This window comes from Glutamicibacter protophormiae (genome assembly GCF_016894325.1).
Classification (GTDB): Bacteria; Actinomycetota; Actinomycetes; order Actinomycetales; family Micrococcaceae; genus Glutamicibacter; species Glutamicibacter protophormiae.
The window spans coordinates 3,131,806-3,151,644 of sequence record NZ_CP069806.1 but is presented as its reverse complement, the minus strand read 5'-3'; the positions used below and the strand labels follow the sequence as shown (position 1 = coordinate 3,151,644).

The window sequence follows — 19,839 nt, the reverse complement described above, 5'->3', positions numbered from 1 at the left end:
CACTCCGTTTCTGCGGATTTCTGACTACTGTTCGGTGGACAGCGGGGCCAATCGCTGTTGCGGACGTCCTGTGGTGGAGCCTGCCAAGGCAATCAGGATCTCGCCAGAATGCGGTGCATCAGCGATCTTGACTTCAACGCTCTGATGGTGCGAACGGATGGTGGCATCGGTGAAATGCTTGAGCGGGATGTCGAACTGTACTCCGGCCGGGCCGCGCTTTTCCACCGCCGGCAGCAAAGTGGTGGCCTTGGCTGCATCGCGGAAGTGGTTTCCGAATTTCAAAGTGTGGATCAGTGCAGAACCGTGCTCGATTTCCCCGTCCAGTCCCACAATGGCAGCCTTGCCATATGCTTCCAACGGTGCACCCAGCGCTTCGATGACGCGCGGTGCCAACAGCGCGCCCAAATCCGAGGCCACCGAATCGATGCCTTCGGTCAGGTCCTCGACGAATCCTTGGCCAGCCCATGGGTTATCGAAGACAGCGGCGACGATGACGACCTTGGCCACAGGTTCAACCGGGCGGCCACCTTCGGCAGCGGTCTCTTCAATGATGGTTACGAGCTTGCGGTAGTTCACAGTTGAATTCCCTTCAGGATTTCGGAGGTGATGGGTTGGTCAGTGGTGCGGTCGCCGATCCGGGCGTGAGGGCGCGGTCCGGTGGACGCCGCCGCGATAACGGCAATTTCCTCGGGATGTGGGGCATCGGGAAGAGCCATATCCAAAGTTTGGTAATGAGTGCGGGTTGCCGCGGCAGTCTTGTGCCACATCGGCACGCGCAGTGTTTCCCCGGGAACTGCACGTCCGTCCACGAAACAGATGATGGACGTTCCGCCCAGCGCTTCGCGCAGCAGATTGCCGAAATATGGCGTGTGGATCAGTGCACCTGCATGTTCCAGCTCTCCGCTAGTGCCAACAAGCGCCGCTTTGCCGAATGCCTCGATCTGCTCCGCGCCTCCCAGAGCTTCCAACAGTCGATCAGAGACAAGTTTGGCAAGCAGTGGAGCAATGGCTTCGGTGCGGTCGGACAGGTCATGATCTGTGCCGGTGTTCAACCACGGATTGGCAATCACTGCTGTGACCGTGGCACGGGTAATCATGCCGAGCTGTGCGTGGGGCACCTGCTCAATGTTTGTAGAGATTTTGCGCAACCCGGCAGCGGCGGAGATATCCGAATATGCTGCCAGGGTGGAGCGAGTACTCAGGTCGACCCGCTGTGGCGGCTTTGCCACGATGGTGTTCATCTGCTTGTCCTTTGTAGGGCGTTGTAGTGCTTTGTTCGCTTTTATTGCCGGAGAACGGAGTCATCTTCCTGCAATGCGGCTAGGGCCGCCGACTGGCTGGAAGCGGAAACATGCTGTCGCATTACTAATTCCGCCGCGAGCGGGTCTTTCGAGCTGATGGCATCAATGATGGCCTGATGCTCGTTGACCGAGTTCTGCAGTCGTCCAGGAAGACTGAGAGTTTGCGAAACAATGCGGTGATAGGCGAGTTGGTTCATGAGCAAGTCGTAGTGCTCGGTGAGCTTGCGGTTGTCTGCACCTGCTACGAGCGTGCTATGGAAGTCGTGAACTAGGTGCGAATACACGTCGATATCACCGCGTTCGACTGCCTGCCGACTGCGGGAGACGTTTTCCTTGAGTTGTTCTAATTCAGGAACAGGGCCTCGGCGAGCTAGCAATCCTGCTGCCAAGCCTTCGAAAGATTCCTTGAGTTCAAACATTTCGTGGATTTCTCGCTGAGTCGGTTTTCGTACGAAAGATCCGACCCGTGGGCGAACTTCGACCAGGCCTTCGCGCTCCAGCTGTTTCAGGGCCTCTCGGATTGGAGTACGGCTTACGTCGAAGTCCTGCGCAAGGGCGGTTTCTGCAAGCAGGTCTCCAGGTTGCACCACTCCAGTGACGATCATCTGACGAAGTCGAATCAATAGCGGCGGTTCGGAGCCCTTATCTTGGGCGCTCTCGATGATTGAAGTCTCTTGCATACAAGAACTGTAACTCTATTTGCTCTTGCATGCAAGAGATCACATGAAAACCGGCAATTTAAAAGACTTTTGGCCTAGGGTGTTGACTGAATCACAACTTTTGCTAGCATTTCATGCATGCAACAAATTGAATTTTCTTTCCAGCAAGTCAAAGAATCCCTCATTAGCGCATGGGAAGCAGCGTGGGATCACGGCCATGTCGATGCTTTGGATACCATCTTCCATCCCGAGTTCCAGCGAGTGAGCAGCCAGTCGGGCAACGCGATTGATGCAGAAGCGCTGAAACAGGACATCCTGGACGTGCGTGCTGCTTTCCCGGACCTGGTCACCACCATCGATCATCTCCTCGTGGATGAAGGAGAGCAGTCGATTGCAATTTTCTGGCATACGAATGGAACCTTCAGTAATGACCTGCAAGGTGTGCCGGCAACCGGCAGCACCGTAGAAACACGCGGCTCCAACCTCTTGAAAATTCAGGAGGGCTTGGTCATTTCTGAACAAGTTACCTGGGATCAAAGCGCGCTGTTGGCGGACCTGGGAGTTCCCTCTCTGAAATCGGCATTTGAAGGTTCTGAAGAGGGCGTCGTAGTCGATGATCTCAGCGGTGTACCAAATCTGGAAGCGCTGAAAGGCTTCAACCGCCAGTTCATTACCGGAGTCACGGTGGTGACCACCAAGGACGAAAACGGAAAGCCACGCGGACTGGCCGCCAACTCCTATGTATCAGTCTCTCTTGAACCGCCACTGGTGCTGGTGTGCGTGCAGAAAACCACGAGCACTTATTCTTCGTTGTTCAAGTCCACTCATCTTGGCATCAACATCATGAGCAACGAACAGCGAGGGACTGTCGGCGTATTCGCGTCCAAGGGCGAAGACAAGTTTGCAGAGCTTGACTGGCATGAAGGCCCGAACGGAAGCCCGCTGATCGATGGCTCGGCCGCCTCTATTGAAGCTGAGATCAAGGAACGGTTCCAAGCCAAGACTCACACGGTTTTTATTGCGAAGGTCAAGCACTCGGAAGTCGCTCAGCTGGAGCCAATGGTCTACAAGGCAGGGCGCTTCTACGATGGCGCACAGCTGACAGCACTCTAGAACCTAAAGATCTGCTCCCCAACCATTCGAAGTGTGAGAGATATGAACACCGAAACGAACGAGACACTAGAGCGGGGCCCGATTGGCGGGTCCACGTTGACCGGCGGCGAGGTGCACCGCGCCAATAGTGCCGCCGAAACCAGGAAGGTGCGCCGAAAGCTGTATGCTCCGGGCAGCGTTTTCTTTGCCTCCCTGTTGTTGGTGATCGCACTGGTTGTCTGGGCAGCGGTTGCGCCTGAACAGGTAAACAAGCTGATGGGCAGCGCTTCCACCTGGTCGGCGCAATACATTGGTTGGGGTTACCTTTTGGTGACACTCGCGTGCATTGTACTGTTGCTTTTTCTTGCGTTCTCCCGTTACGGAGGTATTCGGCTGGGCAAGGATGGCGATCGGCCTGAGTTCAGCAATTGGGCTTGGCTCTCAATGATCCTTGGCGCGGTGATGGGTATCGGGCTGATCAGCTACGGTGCCGCAGAGCCAATGAGCCACTTCATGGTTCCGCCACATGGACGAGCCGAGCAAGGCACCATGGACGCCGCAGTCAATGCACTGCAGTTCTCCTACTTCGACTGGGGACCGAATGCCTGGGCATTGTTTGGGGTCTTCGGCTTGGCGATTGCCTATTCAACTCACCGCCGAGGCAACTCGGGACTTATCTCGGTCATGCTCCGGCCAGTACTGGGCAAGTCCATGGATGGCTGGCTCGGCAAGACAATTGACGTGTTCACTGTGCTGGCCACATTGTTCGGAACCACTACGTCGCTGGGTCTAGGCGCCTCGCAGATTGCTGAAGGATTCAACAGCCTGTTTGGCATCCCCACCGATGTTTTCGTCAAGGTAGTCATCATCGGCGGAGTCACCGTGATCTTTACGCTGTCCGCGCTGTCCGGCATTGGCAAAGGCATCAAATGGTTGAGTCAGGGAACCATGATCGGGGCTGCACTGATTGGCGTGTTCGTCTTGGTATCAGGGCCCACCGGTTTCATCACCAACATCTACTTCCGATCGATGGGGCAGTTCATTTCTGAGTTCCCGGCGGTAGCACTGTTAACTCCTTCGGGCGCCGAAGATCTGCAGTGGATGCAGTGGTGGACCTACTTCATGATGGCCTGGTGGCTTTCTTGGGGCGCATTCGTCGGTATCTTCCTTGCTCGCATATCTAAGGGTCGGACTATCCGGGAATTCGTAGTAGCAATCATGGGCGTTCCCTCGCTGGTATTCAGCATCTGGTTCGCAATTTTTGGTGGTACTTCGATTCATCAGGAAATGTTCGGCAACACCCGCATCGGTGAAGCGACATTGGCTGATACAAACAGCACTTTCTTTGCGATGCTCGCTGAACTGCCAATACCTGCGGTGACTTCGGTATTTACCGTGATCATGGTTGTTCTGTTTTTTATTACGGGTGCAGATTCCAATACCTACGTCCTAGGTACTTTGACCTCTGGCGGCAACATGTACCCGAAACGCCCAGTACTTGCGATTTGGGGACTGCTTACCGGAGTGTGCGCCATCGTGTTGCTCCTAGTAGGTGGATTGCAAGCGCTGCAGCAAGCTGCGATCCTGTCGGCAGTCCCGTTCACGGTCATTGTCACTTTGCTGGGAATATCCTTGATCAAGGAACTGCGATGTGACACCAGGCTGCCCGTGCCGGTTTACGCAGCCGGCGATGAAAAAGACAAATTGCAGGAAGTGGAATAGCTCTGCGAGCCCGCCAATAATGAGCGAACGCACTATCCGGTCAAAGGTTTTTAGCGCCTCTGGCCGAGGTGGAGGCATGGGGCCTGACACCGAACAGCACACTCGAGAACGGAAGCACAATGTCACACCACGATGAAGAGGCGCCAACCTACGGCACGTCGCTGACAAAGGCCGAACCCTACGCCACGGAGCAGATTCCGGATTCGGAACGCCACGGGCATCCACGTAGCCAATTCACTTTGTGGTTTGCCGCGAACATGGTGCTCGCAGTCATGGTTTCGGGATTCTTCTCATCTCTTTTCGGATTGTCCGTGATCCAAGGCTTGAGCGCAGTTGCCGTGGGAACGCTACTCGGAGTTCTGGTCATGGGTGTTCTAGCAGGCATTGGCACCAAGCTGGGTGTTCCTCAGCAGGTCCAGGGGCGTGGCCCGATGGGATTCTTCGGCAACTTTCTTCCGATCACTCTGTTGACGATTGTGTCTGCAATTGGTTGGACGGCCGTAAACACGGTTTTTGCTGTAATCGCGTTGCAGATGCTGGTGGATGTGAACTTTGTTCTGGCTGCTTCTCTGATCTTTGCGGTGCAAGCTGTTTTCGCAATCTGGGGCCACAACTTGGTGCATCTGGTTAACAAGATCGCCACGGTGGTGCTGACGATACTGTTCATCGTGATTTCAGTCCTTTCGCTGAAGGAAGCGGACTTCAGTCTTGGAGTTGATCCAAGTGCTCCCTACTACATGGGCAGCGTTGGTGGTTGGGTGACCTTTGCGGGGTTCTTCTTCGCGTATGTGATGACGTGGACCCCGTTTGCGTCGGACTTCTCGCGATACCTTCCGCGTAATACCTCGCACGCCAAAGTGGTTGGCTATACAGCAGCAGGAAGCTTCATAGCTATGACCTGGCTGGGAAGTATCGGCGTGCTGGTTTCCAGCTTCGCCGGAGAGCTGGACGCCATTCCTGCATTGGCCGAACTGACTGGATCTTGGGCGCCGGTAGCCATGATCACCGTGGTGATCTCCACGCTCCCGGTAAGCGCCATGAACCTCTACGGAGGGTCGTTGTCGCTGCTGACCATCAAGGTTCCGGTCAACCGCATTGTTGGCGTCATCATTGTGGCAATGCTCAGTCTGGGAATGACCTTGATGATGCAGACTAATCCCTACGGCGGCTTCTACGACTTCCTTTCGGTACTGGCGTACTTGGTGGTGCCGTTCAGCACCGTGCTGCTGCTGGACTACTACCTACGCATGCGCAAGGATAGTGCGGCAAGCGTGGCGGATCTATTCAATACCGGCCGAAGAATTGAGTGGGGTTTCTTCGCATGGATCGTCGGCTGTGGCGTCTCGATGCTCTTCTGGAATACCTCAATGCTGACTGGTCCGTTCGCAGAATTGGCAAACAGCTTCGGCGACTTGGGATTCGCGGCAGGTGCCTTGTCCGCCTCAATTGCCTACTTGGCCCTGTACCGACTCCCTGTGCCAGCTGGAATGCGAATTGCCGATCGACCTGGCACCGATGAGCTGCGCGCTGCCTTGGAAGAGAAAGTGAAATAGAGATGAGCATCGAAAAAATGCCTCGGGCCATGTCGCTGGTAGTGATCGACATGCAGCGGATATTCGCAGAGCCGAAGAGCCAATGGTACGTTTCCAACTATCCTCAGGTGCAGTCAGCCATCGACCGACTTCGTTCGGGTTTGGGCGAGCCCGTGGTCTGGACACGATTCGTTCGTGATCCTGCCGAGCAGGGTGTCTGGGCCGACTACTACGAGCGCTGGGACGAATGCCGCGCCGAACCGGACGCAGCAGACTGGGATCTGACGCTCCGGAAGAGTCCTGACGATCACGTAGTGTCATTGCCAACGTTTTCTAAATGGGGGCCTGAACTGCAGAGCCTGACCGAAGGCCAGGACCATCTGGTGGTTGCTGGCGTCGCCACAGACTGTTGCGTGCTGTCAACGGTTCTTGGAGCCATCGATGCCGGAAAATGGGTCACAGTCGTGACCGATGCCTGCGGTGGTGCCACCGCTGAGGCCCATCGCCAAACTTTGGCGCTTCTTGAGCTACTCAGCCCGATGGTATCGCTGAAGACGATTGACGAGGTGCTCCGCGAGGCAGAACACACGAAGGCTGCAAGTCTGAAATAACCATCAGCAATCGCGGCAAGGATTGAAGAACAGCGGTCTTGCTCCCAAGATCTTGGGAGCAGGACCGCTGTTGGTTGCCTTGCAGGCTACTTCTTCAGGTGGTCGACCAGCTGCGAAGCGATGCCGTTGTAGGTGCCCGGGGTCAGCGACTGCAGGCGCTGCTCGGCCTCGGCCGACAGGCCCAGCTCGCCGACGAATTCCTTCAGGCGGGCCGCGTCCACGCGGTGGCCGCGGGTCAGGTCCTTCAGGCGCTCGTACGGGTTGTCCATGCCCTCGACGCCGGCGATGGCCTCGGCGCGCATGACCATCTGGATGGCCTCGGCGAGGACCTCCCAGTTGTGGTCCAGGTCGTCGGCCAGCACTGCCTCGGCAACGTCCAGGCGGTCAAGGCCCTTGGCGACGTTGGAGATGGCCAGCACCGAGTGGCCGATGGCCGAACCGATGTTGCGCTGCGAGGAGGAATCGGTCAGGTCGCGCTGCCAGCGGCTGGTGACCAGGGTCGCGCCCAGGGTGTCCAGCAGGCCGTTGGAGATCTCCAGGTTCGCTTCGGCGTTCTCGAAGCGGATCGGGTTGACCTTGTGCGGCATGGTCGAGGAGCCGGTGGCGCCGGCCACCGGGATCTGCGCGAAGTAGCCGATGGAGATGTAGCTCCACACGTCGGTGCACAGGTTGTGCAGGATGCGGTTGAAGCGGGCGATGTCCGCGTAGACCTCGGCCTGCCAGTCATGCGACTCGATCTGGGTGGTCAGCGGGTTCCAGGTCAGGCCCAGATGCTCGACGAAGCCGCGGGAGATCTGCTGCCAGTCGGCGCTTGGCACCGAAGCGTAGTGGGCGGCGTAGGTGCCGGTGGCGCCGTTGATCTTGCCCAGGTACTCGGTCTTCTCGATGCGGTCCAGCTGGCGGGTCAAGCGCCATGCGAGCACTGCAAGTTCCTTGCCCAGGGTGGTCGGGGTGGCTGGCTGTCCGTGGGTGCGCGACAGCATCGGCACCTCGCGGGAGTCCTCGGCCATCGTGGTCAGCTGCGCGACCAGGTCGCGGGCCGCCGGCAGCCAGACCTGCTGCACGCCGCCCTGGACGCCCAGCGCGTAGGACAGGTTGTTGATGTCCTCGGAGGTGCAGCCGAAGTGCACCAGCGGCTTGAGCTGGGCAATGCCGATGCCTTCGAGGCGGTTGGCGATGTAGTACTCCACGGCCTTCACGTCGTGGACGGTCACGGCCTCGATCTCGGCCAGTTCCTGCACGGAATCGGCATTGAAATCGGTGACGATCTTTCGCAGCGCGGCCTTCTGCTCGGCGGTGAGCGGGGAGGTGCCCGGAAGGACGGAGTTGTCGGTCAGGTGGATCAGCCATTCAACTTCAACGTGAATGCGATCGCGGTTCAAGGCCGCCTCGGACAGGTAGTCCACCAGCGGGGCGACGGCCGCGCGGTAGCGTCCGTCGAGGGCGGTCAACGCCAGGGATTCATTAGCAAGGGAAGTGCGCGCAATCTCAACCATGCCCTTATTCTTTCATCCCTTGGCACCGGGTCATACTTTTACGCCCGGGCTCAATCCACAATCCGCCGGCCAGCGCCGGTCCGCGGCGGCGGTCCCCGGCATCCTGAAGGCTCACGGGCCTGCCGTGCAGAGGGCGGCCCATGACGCGGGAGTAGCGCAATGATGTTTCAGGCAACGCTGGATTCGGTGGCTTTCCAGCTTTCCGATGCCAAGGACACCACCCGGTTCGCCATCGGCCAATTGGCGCAGATCAGCGGGTTGACTTGGAGATCTGAAGCAGGCAGGGCTTTTGCCGCCCAGGTCGTCGAGTTGAGCGGCAGGCTGCAGGTGTTGGCCGGAGTACTGGTGGATGCCGAAGCCTACCTGGCGGTGGCCACGAACGAAATCCATGCACTGGAAGCCCGGATCAACGAGCAGCGGATGGCATCCTGAGCATGGGATATGACGTCAATTACAACGCCGTGGATTACGCGGATTCCCGCGCCATCTGCGTCGAGGTCTATGCCCGGTTGCAGCAACTGGAATTGGAGCTGCTGCGTGCGGCACAGCAGGCCGCGCAGTGCCAGGACGACCTCGATCTGCAGTGCGGCATTGCCGGCGTGGCGGCCCGCGGCTACCAGCTCGCCCTGCTCGCGGAATACCTGCGCCTTGGCTACGCGCACGCAACCGAGGCCGTCATTGCCGGAAGGCGCCTGGCTGAACGGGTGAGTGCGGCGATGGAGAACTATGAATCGGCCGAAGCCGTCACCGAGAAGATGATGCTCTCCGCCAATTGGATCCAGCTGGCGCTCGACTTTTTCCGGGACACTGCGGAAAACGGCAACAGGCCGCCGACGCGGCAGATGGAAGGCATGCTGCGGCTGCTGATGCTCGCCAACCCGTGGAACCTCGTGCGGCCCGATGCCGGCGCCGAACAGCTGGTTACCGATACCACCACGCAGCTGGGCAACTTGATCGACGCGGTGGGCCCGGGCAGCCGGTTGGAACTCGCCGGCAGCCAGCCGCCCGAGCAACTGCGGGTGAGCGGAACACTGGACGACTACGCCAAACTGCACCGGCTGCTGTACGACGGCGGGGTCGAAGAACAAGGCAAGTTCGTGATCGCGCAGCTGGATCCGAAGACCTACGTTCTGGTTATGCCCGGAACGCAGGACGGCTTCGGGGGAACCAACCCCTTTGACTCGATGGGCATCGTCGACGGCTTCGGGCGGGAATCGGACAACTTTGCGGAGCCGATTGCGCAGGCTCTGGAGTTCTCCGGGGCCGGGCCCGGTGATGAAGTCATCCTGACCGGCTATTCGCAGGGCGGTATCCACGTCGCCAACCTGTTGAAGAACAAGTTGATGCGCAAGAAATTCAACATGACCCGCGCACTGACCCTGGGCTCTCCGATCGGGGGCATCGAGGCGCCTGCCGATGCGAAAACCCTGTCGGTGGAAGACTCCAAGGACATGGTTCCCGGAACCGACGGCCGCCCCAATCGGACATCGCCCTGGCAGATGACGGTGACCTTCGACGGGCCGCGCCGGGAAATCGAGGACAGGCTTCCCCACGGCGGTGTTTTCGGCCCTCCGCACTCGCTGCAGAATTACGAAGACCACCTGCGGGAACTGCAACGGAATCCGGCACCCGAAGTGCGCAAGCAGTTGGAGGCATTCATGCTGCCGCCCGGTCTGGTGCTGTTTCGCCGCTTCACGCTGGAACGGAACGCTGTGCCGAAAAAGAAACCGCGCGGCGAAGAGCCGCGCGGCAGTGGCAAGCAGCGCAAGCCGCTGGGCCACCAGATCGCCCCGCCGCACTAGGCGACGGGACGCGGGGAGTGGAGCGCTACCGGCGGTCGCTGCTGACGAACAGGCCGAGCACCGCGGAGACGATGGAGATGATGATGGTGCCGATGATCGCGTCCCACCAGAAGTGGTCGATGATCAGCTCCGCCGGGATGAACCGGGTCAGCCAGCCGGTCAGGGCCAGCATCAGCGCATTCACCACGATGGTGAACAGTCCCAGGGTCAGGCAGGTGATGGGCAATGACAGCAGGCTGACGATCGGGCGGACCAGCGCATTGACCAAACCGAAGATCAGGCCGACCACCAGATAGGAGACCACCAGCCCCAGGGTGTCATCTCCAACGGCGTCGATATGGATTCCGGGCACAATCCAGACGGCAACGGCAAGTGCCAGCGCATTTACGATGACTCGAATCAGGAAACTCATGAGAAAACCTTCGCACACAAAGCTGGGTCGTAGATGAAAACTAAATCACCTTTCCGCACATCCGGGGGCTACGCTGGGATTCATGACTGAGAATTCTGTGCCCCAAGACCAGGTGCAGCCGCGATCGATCGTTGCCCGCCTGCCCAAGTACGCCGCCGGAAAACCGCCGGTACAGATTCAGGGGCTGAGCTCCTTCAAACTCTCTTCCAACGAGATTCCCTTCGGCCCGCTGCCGCAGGTGCGCCAGGCGGTCCTCGACCAGGATGCGCTGAACCGCTATCCGGATCCGCTGAGCACCACGTTGCGCGAGGCCTTGGCGGACTACCTGGATGTTCCGGCCGACGACATCGTCACCGGCGCGGGCTCGCTCGGCGCCCTGGTGCAGATCCTGAACACCTTCGCCGGACAGAACGAGGACGGAATCCAGGACGAGGTCATTTTCGCTTGGCGTTCCTTCGAGGCATATCCGATCCTCGTGCAGACCGCTGGCGCGCTGCCCGTGCCGGTTCCGGTACTCGACGACGGACGGCATGACCTGGAGGCCATGATCGAAGCCGTCAACGAGAACACCTCGGTGATCCTGCTGTGCACTCCGAACAACCCGACCGGCCCGATCCTCACCCAGGCCGAGGTCGACGACTTCATTTCCCGTGTGCCGCGCAACGTGCTGATCGTGCTCGACGAGGCCTACATCGAATTTGTGCGTGATCCGCAGTCCGTGGATGGAGTGAAGACCTACAAGGCCAATCAGAACGTCGTCCTGCTGCGCACCTTCTCCAAGGCCCATGGCCTGGCGAACTTGCGCGTGGGCTACTCGGTCGCCCATCCGGAAATCACCAACAACCTGCGGGTCATCGCCACCCCGTTTGCCGTTTCCTCGGTGGCCCAGGATGCGGCGATCGCCTCGCTGAAGCACATCGATGCGGTCTACGAGCGCGTGGATTCGCTGGTCTCGGAGCGCGAACGCGTGGTGGCCGCGCTGGTGGAGCAGGGATGGAAGTTCCCGGCCACCCAGGCGAATTTCGTCTGGCTGCCATTGGGCGAGAAGACCGGGCAATTCGTGGAACGGGCCGAAGCCAAGGCGCTGTCGGTGCGCGGCTTCGCCGGCGAAGGCGTGCGCATTTCGATCGCGGAGTCGGAAGCAAACGACCGCTTCATCGAACTTTGTGCGCAGTCCCTCGATTTGGCGCAGAGCTGAGCGGCGCTGTTTTCTCGCGTTTTTACAGGCAAACGCTATAGGCTTGGAAATTAGACAAGCCGCTATATGTCCCATGCGGAATGTATTCCGTGTGGGGCATATTTATGACCGGAGGAAGATTTATGACGCCTGCTGCGACCGAGGTCGGGCCGAAGGATCCGGTGCAGATCCTGACCCCCGATGGCCAGCGCCTGCCCCACGAAATCTATGACGCCTATCTGGGTGATGTGGACGAGGACATGCTGCGCGGCTTCTACCGCGACATGGCGCTGACTCGCCGGTTCGACCAGGAAGCCACCGCCCTGCAGCGTCAGGGCCAGCTGTGCCTCTGGGTTCCGCTGCGCGGCCAGGAAGCGGCACAGATCGGTTCGGGCCGGGCCACCCGCCCCAGCGACTACATCTTCCCGACCTACCGCGAGCACGGTGTCGCGCTGACCCGCGACGTCTCCTTCTCTGAAATGCTGCGCCTGTTCCGCGGCATCTCCGGCGGCGGATGGGACCCGAGGGAGAACAACTTCCACATGTACACCATGGTGCTCGCGGCCCAGCTGCCGCATGCGGCCGGCTACGGCATGGCGCTGGCCATGGAGCAGCGCGGCTGGGATGCGGAAAAGCTCGCCGCCGAGGGCAACGCAGTGGTTGCCTACTTCGGCGACGGCTCCTCCACCGAGGGCGAGACCCATGAGTCCATGGTCTTCGCCAACTCCTTCAACGCCCCGGTGGTCTACTTCTGCCAGAACAACCAGTGGGCCATCTCGGTGCCTTTCGAGGTCCAGTCCAAGGTGCCGCTGGTCGAGCGCGCCGCAGGCTACGGCATGCCGGGGATCCGCGTGGACGGCAACGACGTGCTGGCCGTGCTGGCCGTGACGCGCTGGGCCCTGGAGCATGCACGCAGCGGCAAGGGGCCGGTGTTCATCGAGGCTGACACCTACCGCCTGGGCGCGCACACCACCGCCGACGACCCCACCAAGTACCGCATGACCGAGGAAGAAGCCGCCTGGGCTCCGCGCGATCCGCTGATCCGCCTGGAAACCTACCTGCGTGAGAACAACATCGTGGACGACGACTTCTTCGAGCAGCTGGCCAAGGACGCAGACCAGATGGCCGCCACCGTCCGGAAGGACGCCATGGCCTTCCCGGTGCCGCCGCTGGCCAAGTCCTTCGAGCAGGTGTATGCCGAGGCGCACCCGCTGATCCAGGAAGAACTGGCCTGGCACCTGCAGTACGAGGCGGGATTCGCAGATTCGGGAGACAACGCATGAGCACCATGACACTGGCCAAGGCCATCACCTCCGGACTGGACAAGGTGCTGGAGTCCAACGACAAGGCGCTGCTGATGGGCGAAGACATCGGCAAGCTCGGCGGCGTGTACCGCGTGACCGACGGGTTGCAGCAGAAGTACGGCGCGCACCGCGTGATCGACTCGCCGCTGGGCGAGGCCGGCATCGTGGGCAGCGCGGTGGGCATGGCCCTGCGCGGCTTCTCCCCGCTGGTGGAGATCCAGTTCGACGGCTTCGTGTTCCCCGCCTACAGCCAGATCACCACCCAGCTGGCCAAGATGCACGCCCGTTCCGAGGGCCGTTTGACCGTCCCGGTGGTCATCCGCATCCCCTACGGTGGCGGCATCGGCTCGATCGAGCACCATTCCGAATCGCCCGAAGCCCTGTTCGCGCACACCGCTGGCCTGCGCATCATCACCCCGTCCAACGCGAACGACGCCTACTGGATGATCCAGCAGGCCGCGCAGTGCCAGGACCCGGTGATCTACTTCGAACCCAAGCGCCGCTACTGGCTCAAGGGCGAGGTGGATACCGAGACCCCGGCGCTGGACGCCTTCAAGGCCCAGGTGGTGCGCGGCGGCGAGGACGCCACCATCGTCGCCTACGGCCCGCTGGTTCCCGTGGCGCTGGCCGCCGCGGAGGCCGCCCGCGAGGAAGGCCGTTCCATCGAGGTCATCGACCTGCGCTCGCTCTCGCCGATCGATTTCGACACCATTACCGAATCGGTGCAGAAGACCGGTCGGCTGATCGTCACCCATGAGGCGCCGACCTTCGGCGGGCTGGGTGGGGAGATCGCCGCGCGCATCTCCGAGCGCGCCTTCCTGTCATTGGAAGCCCCGGTGCTGCGCGTGGGAGGATTCCACATGCCGTACCCGATCTCCAAGGTTGAATCGCAGTACCTGCCGGACATCGACAAGCTGCTCGAAGCCCTCGACCGTTCCTTCGCCTACTAGGAGCCGAAACATGACCGTCTTTAACCTGCCCGACGTGGGCGAAGGCCTGACCGAAGCCGACATCGCCTCGTGGAAGGTCGCCGTGGGCGACACCGTCGAGGTCAACCAGGTCTTCGTGGAGATCGAAACCGCCAAGTCCCTGGTGGAGCTGCCCAGCCCGTTCGCCGGGGTGGTCACCGCCCTGCACGCCGCCGAGGGCGAGACCGTGCTGGTGGACAACCCGCTGATCACCATCGACCAGGAGGGCAACAAGCCCGCCCCGACCGGAACCCCGGAACCGGCCGAGGCCCTGGCCACGGCGGCCCCGGTGGCCAGCGAGGAACCCGGCCCGCTGGTGGGCTCGGGCCCCACCGCCGACTCCTCGGTGCGCCGTGCGCGCACCAACCGCCCGGCCCCCTCCGCTCCGCCGGCCGCCCGCCCGGCAGTGCGCGCCTCGGCCCTTGCCGACACCATTTCCCGCCGCGCCGCCTCGCTGGGCAATGCGGTGACCCGCGAAGTCGACCGCGCCAAGCCGGCCATGGCCAGCTTCATGGACCGCGTGCTGGCCAAGCCGCCGGTGCGCCGCTTGGCCAAGGAACTGGGCATCGACATCAACGACGTGGTGGGCACCGGTACCCAGGGCGAAATCACCCGCGAGGACGTCAACAGCTACCAGGCCCAGCGCGAGGCCGAGCACGCGGCGGCCCCGACCTACTGGGCCCACGGCCAGCTGGCCGACGCCCGCGTGGACCGCACCGCGGTGCGCGGCGTGCGCAAGGCCACCGCCAAGGCCATGGTGGACTCGGCCTTTAGCGCCCCGCACGTCTCGATCTTCGTTGACGTGGACGCCAGCCGCACCATGGAATACGTGGCCCGGCTGAAGAAGTCCCGCGACTTCGAGGGCATCAAGGTCTCTCCGCTGCTGGTGCTGGCCCGCGCCGTCATCTGGGCCGCGGCCCGCAACCCGAGCGTGAACGCCAGCTGGGTGGAAACCCCCGACGGCGCCGAGATCCACCAGAAGCGCTTCATGAACCTGGGCATCGCGGCCGCCACCCCGCGCGGCCTGCTGGTGCCGAACATCAAGGACGCCCAGAACCTGAACATGAAGGAACTGGCGATCGCGCTGAACGAGCTGGCCAGCACCGCCCGCGCCGGCAAGACCTCCCCGGAGGACATGCGCGGCGGCACCCTGTCGATCACCAACATCGGCGTGTTGGGCATCGATACCGGCACCCCGATCATCAACCCGGGAGAAGTCGCGATCGTCGCCTTCGGCACGATCCGCCAGAAGCCGTGGGTGGTGGACGGCGAGGTCGTCCCGCGCTGGATCACCACGCTGGGCGGTTCCTTCGACCACCGTGTGGTGGATGGAGACTTGTCGGCCCGCTTCATGGCCGACGTCGCCTCGATCCTGCAGGAACCTGCCATGTTGCTGGACTAGTTCCTGGCCCTCTGTCAAGGCCCCTTTGAATCGTCCTGATTCAAAGGGGCCTTGACAGTTAAGAAAAGCAGCTGTTGATATAATCGTTGGATTATGAATTATCTGCTTTCGACCGCACGGCGGACCGCGACGGCCCTGCTGGTGCTTCTTCCACTGGTGCTCGGGGGATTTCTTGCGGTGCCCGCGGTGGCGGACGAACAGATTTACGAGCCGATCTACCCGGTGGGTCCCAGCGACGCACCGTTGAATGGCCAAGACGAAGACAAGGAGAAAGGCACGATCCGCGTCCCCGACTTGGTCGCTGAAGAAGGGGACTTCCACCTGGCGGTCATCGACTCGGTGCAGGCCCAGATCGACAACCAGGAAGTCCTGGACGCGGTCCGCGAGACCATGGGGCAGACCAATGCCAAAATCGTGGTGGGTGTCGATACGGCCGACAATACGATGGAAGGCGGGGCGGCCCAATTCATCCGCGCCCTGACCTTGTTCGGTCCCACCTCGTACCTGCTCCTGCACGACGACTGGCCCGACAGCACCGATACCAAGGGCTATATCCAAGACGGCTGGATTGTCATTGGCCTGATGCTTCCGGACAAGGATGGCCACGGCGCGGAGATCGCGATCGACAAGGCTTGGAACGTGACCGGGGACCGTTCGGCGGCCCTGTCCAACAGCGTTGCCGCGCTGCGGCCGATGATGGACAAGGAAGACTACACCCAGGCGGTTATCGAATCGGTGCGCATCACCACCGAGGAATTGAAAGCGCCCAAGAACATCCTGGGCGTATTGCTGCCTGCCAGTTCAGACGGCAAGCGGACTCTGCTTTTTGTGGTCCTGGGTGTTCTGGGCACATTGCTCACCACCTACGTTGTTCTCCGCGGCGCCCGCAAGCGCCAGCGCCAGGCAACTACGGAGCGCAGCGCACGAGCGGCACAGCTCGCCCGGCTGCTGCCGCAACAACTGCGCGAACTTGAATCCTGCAAGCTGCCAGCCATCAGCGTGGATGCCGGGGGCGTCATCCAGCAGCGTGCCGAACTGCTGGAACGGGCCATCTCACCGCTCGCGAAGGCCGGGCAGGAAGCGGTGCGCCGGGTTTCGGCGGCAACCCCGGTCAGCAGCGCGGAACTTGAACGGCTGGAAGGGATCAACCGGTGCCAAGAAGAACTGGTTTCGGCATGCACCGCGTTCAACGGGCTGCTTGGCACCGCGAATCCCAGCCGCCAGCGGTGGGGATCGATCATCTCCGCACACCGCCGGCTGCTGGATGATTGCGCGCAGTTCCTCGACCGCGCGGACACCGCGTCCTTGGACGCAGCCGCGCGCGTGCGTGGGCATTTGGTGACCGATACCGATGCCCTGGACGAAGCCCAGCAGTGGCTGGAAAAGCCGATGTCCAGGAGAGCAACGCCGGTCGACATGCTGGAACGGCTCTGGGAACTGCGCCTCGCGCTGACCTCCGACCTGGAACAACTGCTGGAGCAGGCGGGGAGAAAGCGGATCAAGGTGCCCCACGAGCTTGCTGCCCACCGCACCGACCGCCCAGAGGACGGCACGCGGAGGCTTGACGACCTGGCCACCCTGGATCAGGCTTCGCGAGAGGTACAGCGCTGGATGGATGGCGACCCGGGGGACAGGGCATGAGCCGGTTCGCGGCCTTCGACTCGAGCGGGCGCAAGCTGCGTCGTCCGCACTCGCTGGCGCTGATCCCGGCCGTGCTCATGGCCCTGGCCACAACCGTGATTGCCGGGATGGGGCTGTCCACCTACATCGCGTACGTGCAGCAGGACGCTCCCCGGCACGAGGTGAAGATCGTGGTGGAGGGCAGACACGATTGGAACATCAGCCAGGAAACCGTGGATGCCGCGGCCGACGGCCCGATCCTCGCACACCGTCCGCTCACCTTGACCGTCACTGATCGATACCTGACCGGCGATGAACTGCTGGATGGCATCGTTTCCGACCATGACATCCTGCTCAGCACCCAGCTGGAGAATCTGGAATCCGATGACTACAAGATCCAGCAGCGCTTCCACGGCACCGCGGTGCGCGCCGACCTGGTGGACGGGCGGGACCGCAAGGCCTATGACGAAACGGATATCCGTTTCGAGATCGACAACGCGTTCCGCGACAACCTGGGTTTGGGCCACGGCCCGAAATCCGTTGTCGCCGCCGCCCAGCGCGCGGCCGTGGTGCTCTACGACCCGCCCAACACCAACCCGGTTTTCTGGATCTCGCTGATCGCCCTGGCCGCCACGGCGACCACGGTTTTCCTGCTGATGGCCCTGCGCTACAACCTGCGGTGGGAAGCAAAACACCGCCGCCTCATCGCTGCGCAGCGCAAGCTGGCCCGCGTCGTGCTGGACCTCGAGGCGCTCGAAGCGACCTACCACGCGGCACCGGAGACCGAACGCCCCGAGGGCTTCCGGAAATCCTGGCTCCAGCTGCAGAAGCTGTCCCTGGACTTGGCCCGAACCGAAAGCTCGCTGACCGAGCGGGTTTATTCGCGCAAAACCGCCTTCGGGGCGCAAACCGCGCAGCAGCTCACCGAATTCGAAGCTTCCGCCCGCAAGCTGACGAATTTGTCCGATGCGTTGATGGGCGCAGGCTCCGTGCACGCGCGCCTGACCGGGACCGGGACGACTCTCGACCGGCTCAGTGCCCCGATCAATGAAGCCATGACGAGGCTGCTGATCCGATTGGAGCAGGCGCCGGGGCGGATGATCGCCAACGGTGACATCGAGCAGCTGCGTGCGGGCCTTGGCCAGCTGCTGGATGCGGCCGCCGGGGACTCGAAGAACCTGCAGGCCGTGGAGCAGTGGGAGCAGGCCGAGCGGCAGCTGGTCGCGCTCCTGGTCAAGCAGAAAAAGAAGATCTCCAGATACCCTCACGGCAAGGTCGCCGCTCCTGCAGGAGCGCCCGAGCAATACCGGGAACTGAAAACCTCGCTGGGGCTGGACGCATCAACCGGAAAGGACGGCTACGCGAACGCGGCCTATCTGGACGCGCTGGTGAAATCCATCATGGGTGGAACGCTTGAGTCGGACAGGATGACGACGGCAAAGCGGCGCACGGAGTCCAGCTACCGGCCCAGCGGACCGCGGCTGGCCGTGATGCTCACGGCCCTGCTTCTGGTCGGCATGATTCCGGCCGGCATCACGGCCGCCAATCTGGTTGACGACCCGTTTTCCGAACGTGAAGGCACGGGGCGCGGCGCGCAGCTGGAGATCGACGATCCCAGCGGCGAGCTGTCCGATACCGAAATCATCCGCTACATGGACGCCGACTTCCCGGTGCCAACCAGCATGGTGATCGCCGTCCGCGACGCCGAAGCCTACCTGGACCTGAGGACCGACCCTCCGGGAGCTGCATACCGTTCGGCGGAGCCCCTGAGCTTGCTGAAGTCCCTGCACCGCATCAAGCAGGAATTTCCGGAACTGCTTGACCCGGTGACGAAGGAATTGAAGAACGGCAAGGCCATCATTCCCGTGTTCTCCACGGACGAAGGGACAAGCATCGCGCCCGGCCTGATCAGCCCCGAAGTCAGCACGGGCCGATACACCCTCGGCGGGACGTCGAACTGGGAACACGGGAGCATCTACGAAAGCAAGCATCCGGATATCACCATCGCCGGAGTGGTGGACGACTATGCCGAGGGCATTCAACGCAACGGCTTCGAAGAAGATACCTCGATCAGCTTCGGGGGTCTGTTCTGGTTGCTGACTTTGTTGTTCTTCTTCACCGTCGTGAACATCGTGCTGACCATCAGGTTCCTGCTCACCGCCACCGGGAGCCTGGGACGTTTCGGGCGCGGGACAGCCACGCTGCGCGCGGCCAAGAAGAAATTGGAGCGTCTGCTCCTGGGCCTGGATGACTCCCAGATCAATGCCGTCGCGGTTCTTGGTGCCAGCGGCCGCGCCGATGACGCAGGCCAGAGGCTTTTTGAACGTGCCTTGGCCATGGCACTGCGGGAAGAACGGGAACTGGATGCCACGCCGTTGAATGAGCGCCTGCGCCGCGAGTTCAGCGCCCGCGTCGCGCACCTGGAGCATTTGGCCGATGTGCTGTCCGAGCGCGACGCCGATGTCGCTCGCCGTGCCCAGGCGCTGGTGTCAGCAACCCGCGGAGCGGGCGGAGACCCGACTGCCGAGGTGCCGTTGCCGGGCCGGCGCTAGATGAAAGCCTACCCCTGGAGGCTCAGCCTGTTCGGAAGGGCCGAAGGTTTTTCGAATGCCGCAGCCCTCTTTTCCGGCGGCAACGATTGCTACGGCTTGCGAGGCGAAAAATCCTGGACTCGGGACAAAAAATAGCCCGATGCTGCCCATTGATCCTTCCGAAATCCGGGAGGAGAATGACCCACAGCC

The 19,839-nt window shown here is 61.7% G+C and carries 17 protein-coding genes; 12 read left to right on the top strand and 5 right to left on the bottom strand.

The window, feature by feature from the left end; translation table 11 throughout:
* Nucleotides 1-24: 24 nt before the first annotated feature.
* The 3 genes from JQN66_RS14765 to JQN66_RS14755 are packed head-to-tail and all read right to left on the bottom strand — an operon-like array spanning nucleotide 25 to nucleotide 1,981.
* A complete protein-coding gene (locus JQN66_RS14765) occupies nucleotides 25-576 on the bottom strand; it encodes an amino acid synthesis family protein (RefSeq protein WP_204675700.1) in 552 nt (183 codons plus the stop codon).
* Nucleotides 573-1,241, bottom strand: coding sequence for an amino acid synthesis family protein (locus tag JQN66_RS14760; protein ID WP_204675699.1), 669 nt, complete (start codon nucleotides 1,239-1,241; stop codon nucleotides 573-575). Before JQN66_RS14760 ends, JQN66_RS14765 begins: the two co-directional genes overlap by 4 nt.
* Before the next feature lie 41 nt (nucleotides 1,242-1,282).
* A complete protein-coding gene (locus tag JQN66_RS14755) occupies nucleotides 1,283-1,981 on the bottom strand; it encodes a GntR family transcriptional regulator (protein WP_204675698.1) in 699 nt (232 codons plus the stop codon).
* A gap of 117 nt (nucleotides 1,982-2,098) precedes the next feature.
* Here JQN66_RS14755 and JQN66_RS14750 point away from each other — a divergent pair, with 117 nt between their 5' ends.
* The 4 genes from JQN66_RS14750 (at nucleotide 2,099) to JQN66_RS14735 (ending at nucleotide 6,917) form a co-directional block, all read left to right on the top strand.
* The gene (locus JQN66_RS14750) at nucleotides 2,099-3,073 is read left to right on the top strand and encodes a flavin reductase (RefSeq protein WP_204675697.1); all 975 of its coding nucleotides are present in this window, start codon (nucleotides 2,099-2,101) and stop codon (nucleotides 3,071-3,073) included.
* Nucleotides 3,074-3,115: 42 nt separating this feature from the next.
* The gene (locus JQN66_RS14745; protein WP_204675696.1) at nucleotides 3,116-4,774 is read left to right on the top strand and encodes a BCCT family transporter; all 1,659 of its coding nucleotides are present in this window, start codon (nucleotides 3,116-3,118) and stop codon (nucleotides 4,772-4,774) included.
* Between the two features lie 119 nt (nucleotides 4,775-4,893).
* Complete coding sequence (locus JQN66_RS14740; RefSeq protein ID WP_204675695.1) at nucleotides 4,894-6,327, top strand: purine-cytosine permease family protein; 1,434 nt, start codon at nucleotides 4,894-4,896, stop codon at nucleotides 6,325-6,327.
* Nucleotides 6,328-6,329: 2 nt separating this feature from the next.
* The gene (locus JQN66_RS14735) at nucleotides 6,330-6,917 is read left to right on the top strand and encodes a cysteine hydrolase family protein (RefSeq protein ID WP_204675694.1); all 588 of its coding nucleotides are present in this window, start codon (nucleotides 6,330-6,332) and stop codon (nucleotides 6,915-6,917) included.
* 86 nt (nucleotides 6,918-7,003) lie between these two features.
* Here the strand turns inward: JQN66_RS14735 and purB are convergent, their stop codons facing one another.
* On the bottom strand, nucleotides 7,004-8,413 hold the full coding sequence (gene purB, locus JQN66_RS14730; RefSeq protein ID WP_204675693.1) for an adenylosuccinate lyase: 1,410 nt from the start codon (nucleotides 8,411-8,413) through the stop codon (nucleotides 7,004-7,006).
* Between the two features lie 159 nt (nucleotides 8,414-8,572).
* Between purB and JQN66_RS14725 the strand changes: the two genes are divergently transcribed.
* Nucleotides 8,573-8,845, top strand: a complete 273-nt coding sequence (locus JQN66_RS14725; protein WP_188947219.1) for a hypothetical protein — start codon at nucleotides 8,573-8,575, stop codon at nucleotides 8,843-8,845.
* Between the two features lie 92 nt (nucleotides 8,846-8,937).
* A complete protein-coding gene (locus tag JQN66_RS14720; RefSeq protein WP_204675692.1) occupies nucleotides 8,938-10,215 on the top strand; it encodes a hypothetical protein in 1,278 nt (425 codons plus the stop codon).
* 25 nt (nucleotides 10,216-10,240) lie between these two features.
* Here the strand turns inward: JQN66_RS14720 and JQN66_RS14715 are convergent, their stop codons facing one another.
* Nucleotides 10,241-10,627, bottom strand: a complete 387-nt coding sequence (locus tag JQN66_RS14715; RefSeq protein WP_188947221.1) for a phage holin family protein — start codon at nucleotides 10,625-10,627, stop codon at nucleotides 10,241-10,243.
* Nucleotides 10,628-10,709: 82 nt separating this feature from the next.
* On the opposite strand from JQN66_RS14715, the gene JQN66_RS14710 reads away from it, so the two are divergent.
* The 6 genes from JQN66_RS14710 (at nucleotide 10,710) to JQN66_RS14685 (ending at nucleotide 19,650) form a co-directional block, all read left to right on the top strand.
* The gene (locus JQN66_RS14710) at nucleotides 10,710-11,825 is read left to right on the top strand and encodes a histidinol-phosphate transaminase (RefSeq protein WP_204675691.1); all 1,116 of its coding nucleotides are present in this window, start codon (nucleotides 10,710-10,712) and stop codon (nucleotides 11,823-11,825) included.
* Between the two features lie 122 nt (nucleotides 11,826-11,947).
* Nucleotides 11,948-13,087, top strand: coding sequence for a thiamine pyrophosphate-dependent dehydrogenase E1 component subunit alpha (locus JQN66_RS14705; RefSeq protein WP_204675690.1), 1,140 nt, complete (start codon nucleotides 11,948-11,950; stop codon nucleotides 13,085-13,087).
* The gene (locus JQN66_RS14700) at nucleotides 13,084-14,058 is read left to right on the top strand and encodes an alpha-ketoacid dehydrogenase subunit beta (protein WP_204675689.1); all 975 of its coding nucleotides are present in this window, start codon (nucleotides 13,084-13,086) and stop codon (nucleotides 14,056-14,058) included. The genes JQN66_RS14705 and JQN66_RS14700 overlap by 4 nt, the downstream gene beginning before the upstream one ends.
* Nucleotides 14,059-14,068: 10 nt before the next feature.
* A complete protein-coding gene (locus JQN66_RS14695; RefSeq protein WP_204675688.1) occupies nucleotides 14,069-15,478 on the top strand; it encodes a dihydrolipoamide acetyltransferase family protein in 1,410 nt (469 codons plus the stop codon).
* 93 nt (nucleotides 15,479-15,571) lie between these two features.
* Nucleotides 15,572-17,119 carry a hypothetical protein gene (locus JQN66_RS14690; protein ID WP_204675687.1) on the top strand — a complete coding sequence of 516 codons (1,548 nt, stop codon included), beginning with the start codon at nucleotides 15,572-15,574 and terminating at the stop codon, nucleotides 17,117-17,119.
* The gene (locus tag JQN66_RS14685; RefSeq protein ID WP_204675686.1) at nucleotides 17,116-19,650 is read left to right on the top strand and encodes a DUF5129 domain-containing protein; all 2,535 of its coding nucleotides are present in this window, start codon (nucleotides 17,116-17,118) and stop codon (nucleotides 19,648-19,650) included. The genes JQN66_RS14690 and JQN66_RS14685 overlap by 4 nt, the downstream gene beginning before the upstream one ends.
* The last annotated feature ends 189 nt before the right edge of the window (nucleotides 19,651-19,839 follow it).